This window comes from Alkalibacterium gilvum (assembly GCF_900109085.1).
GTDB classification, from domain to species: Bacteria; Bacillota; Bacilli; order Lactobacillales; family Carnobacteriaceae_A; genus Alkalibacterium; species Alkalibacterium gilvum.
Window position 1 is genome coordinate 1 of sequence record NZ_FNYW01000055.1, and the last position, 8,740, is coordinate 8,740.

Sequence of the window (8,740 nt, forward strand, 5' to 3'; positions counted from 1 at the left end):
CGTTCGACTTGCATGTATTAGGCATGCCGCCAGCGTTCGTCCTGAGCCAGGATCAAACTCTCAATTTGATTGTTTGATGTAGCTCAATTTAAAAATTGTGAGTTAAACATGTTAACTCATTTGTGTTGTCTTGATTCAATAAATTGAATCGAAGACCCCTGCACATTTGGTTGTTTTACTTTGTTCAGTTTTCAAAGATCTATTTCATTCAGTTATTGGCGACGTGATGTGCCAACTCGTATAATACTACAGTGTTTCTTTTTTGTTGTCAAGAACTTTTCAAATTCTTTTTCGAAACTTTTCCAGTTGGAAGCGTTCCCTTCTTCTATACGACAACTACTTTAGTATAATTGTTCGCAAGATAAATGTCAACAAGAACTTTAACTTTTTTTCGCTGCAACTTTGTATTCCTTTTGCAACAACGAGATTAATAATACCAGTTTATTTATATAGAGTCAATAGTAAAATTGATCTAATTTTCATTTTCCCATGAAAACAAATGATAGTCTTGATAACCTTCCCCATTATAATAATTTTCAACTACTTTTTGAAAGCTAAAGTTATTATTTTTATAAAATTTATTAAGATAGGAGTTAGAAGCCACACAGTCTAAACGTAGCCCTTTTTTGTTTTCTAATAGGGCGATGTTTTTTGCTTTATCTATTAATATCCTTCCAGTACCTTTTCCATGTTCAGTTGTTGCTAGAGCTAGACGATGCAGATAAAAAAACTCTTTACTGTTATCTTCTCCCCATAAGTCTTTATCCCATATGGATTGTTCGCTCCATAAAGTAAATGTTCCTACTATTTTATTAGAGCGATATGCGAGAAAAACTTCTTGTCGACTTATAGCATCTTCTATATTATGTACATCTTCTCCTTTTAATAAACCAGCCCATTGAGTTGAGCCTTTAGAATTCAACTATCTTGCTGTGTCAGTCAAAAGTATTTTCACTATGCTTAAATCTTTTAATTGAGCTAATTCTACCTTGATTTTTTCCATTCCTCTTACTCCTCTACATAACTAATTTTTAAAATAAAGAGAAAAGAGCATATGCTCTTTTCTCAAATAGATATTTTATAGTCGTTTGTTCAATTCTTTTGCTAAATCTTCAAATCCTGGTTTTCCAAGTAGAGCAAACATGTTTTTCTTATACGCCTCTACACCTGGCTGATCAAATGGATTGACGCTGTTCAAATAACCAGAAATAGCTACAGCAATTTCAAAGAAGTAGAATAGATATCCTAGTGTATACTCTGATGTATCCGGAATAGTCAAAACAAAGTTTGGCACTTCGCCATCTGTGTGCGCCAGTACTGTTCCTTCAAATGCTTTTGTGTTTACAAAATCTATCTCTTTACCTTCTATATAACCTAGACCATCTAAGTCTTCTTTCTCTTTAGGAATTGTTAATGATTTTCTAGGTCGATCCACTTTTATTACAGTTTCAAACAGATTTCTTCTACCATCTTGTATATATTGGCCTAACGAGTGTAAATCAGTAGAGAAGTTTGCACTTGACGGATATAGGCCTTTTTGATCTTTTCCTTCTGACTCTCCAAATAATTGTTTCCACCACTCAGAAAAATATTGTAGATTTGGCTCATAATTGATAAGTAATTCTGTAACTTTCCCTTTTCTGTATAATATATTTCTTAAAGCAGCGTAATGGTAAGCACTGTTTTTAGAGATATCATCATTAGCAAAATCTTTACGTGCTTGATTCGCGCCTTCCATAAGTTTCTTAATGTTTCCTCCACCAACCGCAATCGGTAGTAATCCAACAGCTGTTAGTACGGAAAAGCGCCCACCGACATTATCAGGTATAACGAATGTTTCATAGCCTTCTGTGTCAGCTAAAGATTTTAAAGCCCCTTTTTCCTTATCTGTCGTAGCAAATATACGAGATTTAGCTTCTTCTTCACCATATTTTTCTTTTAAAAGATTTTTAAATACTCTGAAAGCTAAGGCTGGTTCTGTTGTTGTTCCAGATTTCGAAATAACGTTTACTGAAAAATCTTTGTCTCCAATTACTTCTATTAAATCTGATAAATAGGTGGAACTAATATTATTCCCAGCAAAGAATACTTGAGGGGTTTCACGTTTATCTGAACTCAACTCATTATAAAAAGAGTGGTTTAAAAAGTCTAATGCTGCTTTCGCACCTAAATATGAACCACCAATTCCTATAACAATCAAAATGTCAGAATTTGATTTTATCTTTTTGGCTGCTTTTTTTATACGGTCAAACTCTTCTTTATTGTAATCTTCCGGTAGATCAACCCAACCGAGGAATTCATTTCCAGGACCTATTTTTTCACGTAATAATTGATTTGCTGCACTCACTTGTGACTGCATGTGCGCTACTTCTTCTTTATTGATAAATTGATTAATTACTTTTGAATCATCAAATGTAATATAAGACATAATTTTCTCCTCCAATAATTTTATATTTTATATAAACAAGAATTGTGGAACTCCAGATATTTTCCAATCTTCCAATGTATAAATAATATTTTCTGAATTCACCCATGATAAATCACTATCATCTTTTAATAAATTCTTTGGCGACTCAAACGTTTCATTTTCATAAGTAAAAACAAACAAAGGAATGCGATCATCAGCGACAATTGCGTTAGTTAATTCATTTAATTCTAAATTTTCAATTTCTATATTAACAATTTCTTTTAATCTTTTTATTACACAGGCTAGTCCTGTCTTTTCCGGTTCAACAATTGAAGCGGGAAAAGAATACCCCTCTTTCTCTTCCTTAACTAAAAAAACATAACGACCGTCTTCATCTTTAACTAAAATAGTACTGGCAACATAATGGTTTTCCTTAATCACTATTATTTACACCCTTCTATGACTAAATTTAAAGATTGTCTACTTTCCTTTGACTTCAATTTCTCTAAGGGCACGTTCAATCCAGACAGGCATTATTTTATCGATCGTCTGAAAACCTATCCCCGTTTTTCGTCCGTATCTAGAAATGTTTTTACGATTTGAAAAGGGATGATATTTAGCTTTTTCTAGACTTCTCAAAGATAAGCTAATTTTAGATGAGTATTCATCTATATCCATTATCATGACATCAACTTCATCACCTTTAGACACTACTTCAGATATATCTTTTATATATCCGTGTTTTAACTCAGATATGTGAATAAGTCCTTGTGTGTCTTCATCAATAGAAACAAAGGCTCCATATGATTGAATCCCTGTCACTATTCCACTTACCCTTTGTCCGATTTTGTAGACCATGAACTCACCTCTTTACTTTCATGGTATTTTTCGAATTATCAAAAATAGTATAGCATGAATATACTTTTATTGAAAACTTTCTTGATGATTTCCCTTGATATAATGTTCGAGTTAAAACATACTTAGAGCATGAGTTCATATTAAAGGAGAGATCACATGGATTTTGAAAAAATAATTGATCGAAAACAAACAGATAGTGTGAAGTGGGATACGATTGAAGAGACGTTTAATCACCCTGATGTTTTGCCTATGTGGATAGCAGATATGGACTTCGATAGTCCAATCCCCATTAAAGAAGCTCTAAGAAGAGTCATTGACGAGGAAATACTGGGATATAGTTTTCCTGGGAATTCTCTTTTAGAAGCTATCATTGAATGGCAAAAAGATTATCATGATATGCGTATTGAGGAGAACGATATTCTCTTTTCACCAGGTGTACTTTCTTCCATAGCAGTAACTATTGCTTCTCTCACTGAACCCGGAGATAGTATTTTGATTCATGACCCCGTTTATCCACCCTTTTATTCGATGTGTGAAAAAAATAATCGACACATCTTTCGTAGCTCTCTAATCCTTTCAGAAGGTCGTTATGAAATGAATTTTAAGGATATGGAATCTCAATTCAAGAAAAAAAACATTAAGCTATTCATCTTAAGTAACCCACACAATCCTGGCGGTAGAGTGTGGTCGAAAGAGGAGCTCATTAGACTTACCGACCTATGTATTAAATATGGTGTGATTCTCATCAGCGATGAAATTCATAGTGATCTTGTTTATCATGAAAATACCTGTGTTTCTCCTGTAACTCTAAATGAATCATACAAAAATTGGATTGTGACACTCCACTCTGCAACTAAAACGTTCAATATAGCCGGTGTAAAAGCCTCTTTCATGATAGTATTTAACGAAATGCTTAAAAATAAAATTATAAAGGTTCAAGAAGAAACAGAGCTTGGAGTCATTAATACATTTGGTATGAGAGCGACAGAGGCTGCTTTTTCCAATTCAAGAGAATGGCACAAAGTGCTTCTTTCAAAACTAGAATCTAATCGCAGGATTGTAATTGATTATTTCGATAAGAATCTCCCAAATATTTCTTATATGAATCCTGAATCAACTTATTTGTTTTGGTTTAATGCTTCTAGTTTGGAGATTAACCCTAGCGAACTGAGAGGAACATTTGCCGATATAGGAAAAGTTGGACTTAATGATGGTATAAGTTACGGTCCGAACGGCGGACCTTACATGCGACTTAATTTCGCAGTCCCTGAGCCAATACTCATAGAAGGATTAAATCGAATAAAATCGGTCTTCGATCATTTTAGTAAATAATTATAATAAGAGCATTCCTCATCGATGAGGAATGCTCTTATTTTATAGTTCTTCTTTTGCCAAAAGTAAACAGCCAGTAAGTCCTGCATTATCCGATAACTTAGGTGGGACGATATACTCCTCTAAATCTGGTGTTTCTACATATCCGTTCATCAGCTCTCTATACTGTTCTCTTATAAGCGGAAATAGTTGTTTTTGGTGCATAACGCCACCACCGAGAATGATTTTCTCAGGTCCCAGTGTTAACGTATACGTCATTAACGCTTGCGCAAGATAATAGGCTTCTATTTGCCAAACTTCATCAGTATCAGTAAGTGTTTCAGCTTTTTTATTGTATCTTTTTTCTATAGCCGGTCCAGATGCAAGGCCTTCAAGACAATTCTTATGATATGGACATGTTCCGCTAAACGAGTCCTTCGGGTGAGGTTTTACTAATATATGTCCCATTTCTGGGTGGCTATATCCTTCGAGCGGCTTTTCATTTATCACTGCGCCGCCTCCTACACCAGTCCCTACTGTAAGGTATAAACAAGATTTCTCATCAGTAGCTGAGCCTTTTTTTAATTCGCCATAGGCAGCTGCATTAACATCGGTTGTCCAAGAAATAGGGATATTATATCTTTCTTTCATTTTCCCTAAAAAATCTGTATTTTTCCAACCTGGCTTTGGTGTTGATGTTATATATCCATAAGTTGCTGATTTTTTGTTTATATCAATCGGTCCAAAAGAACCAATCCCAATAGCTTCTAATTCATACTTATCAAAAAAATCAAATACCTTAGCGAAGGTTTCCTGAGGTAACGTTGTTGGTATCGATATTCTCTCAATATTTTCTAAATTATTATCACTTACAGCCAAAACAAATTTTGTTCCACCTGCTTCAATTGCCCCTAACATAGAATGCCTCTTTTCTTTTTTATGGGATGTTCTACAAGTTATCAACAATTTCTACTGATTTAATAGTGATGTCCTCATTTGGCTTGTCCATTGCATTTTTTTCCACGCTTTGAATGGTTTCTGCAACATTTTCCCCATCTATAAGCTGGCCAAACACTGTATGTTTTTGATCTAACCAAGGTGTGCCACCTTTTTCTTTATACGCTTCAATTATTGGTTCTGGGAAACCTGCTTGTTCTAACTGAGAGACCATTTGTTCTGGAATATCAGACATTGTCACTATGAAAAATTGACTTGAGTTGGTATTTGGTCCAGCATTAGCCATTGAAAGTGCACCCTTCAAATTAAACAGTTGCGGACTAAATTCATCTTCGAAATTTTCTCCAAAGAAGCTTTCTCCTCCCATGCCGCTTCCTGTTGGGTCGCCGCCTTGAATCATGAAATTAGGTATAACTCGGTGGAAAATCACACCATCATAGTATCCCTTTTTTGCTAGGCCTACAAAATTCTCAACTGTTTTAGGGGCTTGTTCTGGAAATAAACGAACCGTCATATCTCCTTTAGTGGTTTTTATAATCGCACCTAAACCTGTATTATTATTGTTAAGTTGTGGAAATTCATTCATATTAATTTTTCCTCCTACATTAGTTATATCCTAAGTTTAACCTAGTTTGATTATATTTCCAATAAGTTTTACTTCAATAGATCATTTTTCTGATTTTTTTCTTTTGTTCGTGTTATTATAAAAAGGTGCTCACATTTTTATAAAGGATGTTATTACATGAGACTTTTAGAAAACTTCCCGCTAGTTGCTGCTTTATCCGCAATTATTTTATCACAAATCATTAAAATTCCAGTTGCTTATTTTTTAAGGCGTCCATCAACAATTGCTTTGGCTATTTCAACAGGCGGCATGCCCAGCTCACACTCGGCTGGAGTGACCGCTCTCATAACAAGCTTGCTCATCGAGTATGGTGTTAACTCACCTTTTGTTGCTATTGCTTTTACCTTTGGGATTATCGTTATTTTCGATTCAATGGGTGTAAGGCGTCAAAGTGGTGAACATGGTATCATTATAAATGGATTGATTAGAGACTTTGATGATTTAAAAAAAGCTTTCTCAAAGTATCATCACGAAGAAGTACTGAAGGACGACGATGAAGAGTTGAGATCCAGAGGCTTTCTTGGACACAAACCTATCGAAGTCTTTTTTGGAATTATCTCAGGGATCATCATTGCTCTTGTTGTTAGTCTTTTTTATTAAAAACACTATTAGGTAGTTTACACGGAGGGTTTATGTTTGACTGATTCAAATGAAATATACGATATTACAATTATTGGCGGTGGGCCAGTCGGAATGTTTGCCGCATTTTATGCAGGTATGAGAAATGCTAAAACAAAAATCATTGAAACCTTACCTGTTCTTGGGGGTCAGGTTTCACTGCTATATCCTGAAAAAACACTTTATGATGTCGGTGGTTATGCAGGAGTTACAGGAGCTCAACTCATTTCCCAGCTTACAGCTCAAATGCAACACTTTAATCAAACAATTTGTTTGGAGCAAGAAGTAAAGACAATAGAAAAATTAGAAGATCATTTATTTAAAATAACGACTTCTAAAGAAATACATTATTCAAAAACAATTATCATAGCTACTGGACTAGGAGCCTTTAAACCTAGAAAATTGACTATTCCAGATGCAGAAGTTTATGAAGAAACAAATCTTCATTATATAGTGAAACAAATTGAGCAATATAGGGACAAAACGGTTGTTATTTGCGGTGGTGGCGATACTGCTGTTGACTGGGCACTTACGCTAGAACCTGTAGCTGAAAAAGTATACTTAGTCCATAGACGTGATCGCTTTAGAGCACACGAGGGTTCTGTTGAAGTATTAAAAGAGTCACGTGTTGAAATCTTAACTCCCTTTATTCCTTATGAAATGATTAGCGACAACAATACCTTAGATGCTGTTGTCTTTAAAGAAACAAAAGGCAGTGCATTGAAAAAAATCGATTTAGATTATTTCATCGTAAATTATGGCTTTGTTTCGAAGCTCGGCCCTATTAAGGATTGGGGCGTTACACTCGACCGATCAGATATTATAGTAAATAGCAAAATGGAAACATCTATCGATGGTATCTATGCCGTTGGAGATAGTATAACCTTTGACGGAAAAATAAAACTTATAGCGACTGGTTTTGGAGAAGCTCCTACCGCAGTAAATCACGCCATACATGCTATTTATCCGAAAAAACATACACAACCTATTCAAAGTACTACATTATCACTAGACAAATAAACTATAGGAGGAATATAACATGGTACAATCAGATTCAAAATTACATGAAGTCGCTTTACAAAAACTGAATGATAGAGGTGTTGAATTAAAGGAAATCGCTGAATTAGTTTATGATTTACAATCACCTTACCTTGCAGAACTTACAATGCAGCCCTGCCTTGAAAGTGTTAAAGCAGTTATTCGAAAGAGAGAAGTTCAAAATGCAATATTAACCGGGATTGAATTAGATGTATTGACTGAGGAAGGTAAACTTTCCAGTCCACTTCAAGAAATCATTGAGGAAGATGAAAGTTTATACGGTATTGATGAAATCCTAGCTTTATCTATTGTTAATGTGTATGGCTCTATTGGGTTCACTAACTATGGCTTTTTAGATAAAACAAAGCCAAAATTGATTAAACGTCTTGATGACCACACACATTCCAATAAAACACATACTTTTTTAGATGATATTGTAGGAGCTATTGCTGCTGCGGCCGCTAGTCGTCTAGCACATGATAATCCTGGGATCTCTAAAATAATGAAATAACTAGTGAAGTAGAATCGTCAAGACTGCTTTTGAGTCACATAAAAAATGGATAGTATTAAAGAGGCTGGGGTTATAATGAGCCGTGAGCCGACCCCCAAAAGTTAGACCTAAAAATTCTAACTTTTGGGGGTATTTTTATGGCTAAATATAGCTATGAGTTAAAAATGAAAATCGTTCAAGATTATTTAAATCAAAGAGGAGGATATTTATTCCTTGCCAACAAATATGGGATATCCAGTAAAACAACTATTCAAAAATGGGTAGCTAGTTATAAAGCAATGGGAAAAGAAAGTTTGAAACGCAGTCGTCAAATTAAGAGTTATTCTGTTCAATTCAAGAGAGATGCGGTAGAGTTATACTTAACTACAGAAGTGTCCTATCAAGATCTCGCTATCGCACTTGACGTGAACAATCC

Annotated in this window: 11 protein-coding genes and 1 rRNA gene; 5 read left to right on the forward strand and 7 right to left on the reverse strand. The window is 34.8% G+C overall.

Features of this window, described 5'->3' with window-relative positions:
• The 5 genes from BMX83_RS09900 to BMX83_RS09920 form a co-directional block, all read right to left on the reverse strand.
• Positions 1-68 (reverse strand): 16S ribosomal RNA (locus BMX83_RS09900); the annotation flags it as partial.
• A gap of 404 nt (positions 69-472) precedes the next feature.
• Entirely contained in the window at positions 473-922 is a 450-nt protein-coding gene (locus BMX83_RS09905; protein ID WP_091636584.1) for a GNAT family N-acetyltransferase, read from the reverse strand.
• 156 nt (positions 923-1,078) lie between these two features.
• Positions 1,079-2,428, reverse strand: a complete 1,350-nt coding sequence (locus tag BMX83_RS09910) for a glucose-6-phosphate isomerase (RefSeq protein WP_091636586.1) — start codon at positions 2,426-2,428, stop codon at positions 1,079-1,081.
• Positions 2,429-2,455: 27 nt separating this feature from the next.
• Positions 2,456-2,848, reverse strand: a complete 393-nt coding sequence (locus tag BMX83_RS09915) for an NUDIX domain-containing protein (protein WP_245746664.1) — start codon at positions 2,846-2,848, stop codon at positions 2,456-2,458.
• 39 nt (positions 2,849-2,887) lie between these two features.
• The gene (locus tag BMX83_RS09920) at positions 2,888-3,265 is read right to left on the reverse strand and encodes a CvfD/Ygs/GSP13 family RNA-binding post-transcriptional regulator (protein ID WP_091636589.1); all 378 of its coding nucleotides are present in this window, start codon (positions 3,263-3,265) and stop codon (positions 2,888-2,890) included.
• Positions 3,266-3,421: 156 nt separating this feature from the next.
• On the opposite strand from BMX83_RS09920, the gene BMX83_RS09925 reads away from it, so the two are divergent.
• Entirely contained in the window at positions 3,422-4,597 is a 1,176-nt protein-coding gene (locus BMX83_RS09925; protein ID WP_091636592.1) for a MalY/PatB family protein, read from the forward strand.
• 42 nt (positions 4,598-4,639) lie between these two features.
• On the opposite strand, the gene BMX83_RS09930 is transcribed toward BMX83_RS09925, so the two are convergent.
• Positions 4,640-5,494: an ROK family protein gene (locus BMX83_RS09930; RefSeq protein ID WP_091636594.1), complete on the reverse strand. Its 855-nt coding sequence runs from the start codon at positions 5,492-5,494 to the stop codon at positions 4,640-4,642.
• Positions 5,495-5,525: 31 nt separating this feature from the next.
• Entirely contained in the window at positions 5,526-6,119 is a 594-nt protein-coding gene (locus BMX83_RS09935) for a peptidylprolyl isomerase (protein WP_091636597.1), read from the reverse strand.
• A gap of 156 nt (positions 6,120-6,275) precedes the next feature.
• Here BMX83_RS09935 and BMX83_RS09940 point away from each other — a divergent pair, with 156 nt between their 5' ends.
• The 4 genes from BMX83_RS09940 to BMX83_RS09955 all read left to right on the forward strand — a co-directional run.
• The gene (locus tag BMX83_RS09940) at positions 6,276-6,758 is read left to right on the forward strand and encodes a divergent PAP2 family protein (protein ID WP_091636600.1); all 483 of its coding nucleotides are present in this window, start codon (positions 6,276-6,278) and stop codon (positions 6,756-6,758) included.
• Positions 6,759-6,794: 36 nt separating this feature from the next.
• Positions 6,795-7,796 (forward strand): NAD(P)/FAD-dependent oxidoreductase, encoded by a 1,002-nt coding sequence (locus tag BMX83_RS09945; RefSeq protein WP_091636603.1) that lies wholly within the window; start codon positions 6,795-6,797, stop codon positions 7,794-7,796.
• A 19-nt stretch (positions 7,797-7,815) separates the two neighbouring features.
• A complete protein-coding gene (locus BMX83_RS09950; RefSeq protein ID WP_091636605.1) occupies positions 7,816-8,325 on the forward strand; it encodes a phosphatidylglycerophosphatase A family protein in 510 nt (169 codons plus the stop codon).
• A gap of 137 nt (positions 8,326-8,462) precedes the next feature.
• On the forward strand, positions 8,463-8,740 hold a 278-nt coding region (locus tag BMX83_RS09955; protein WP_143059505.1), incomplete at its 3' end, for a transposase.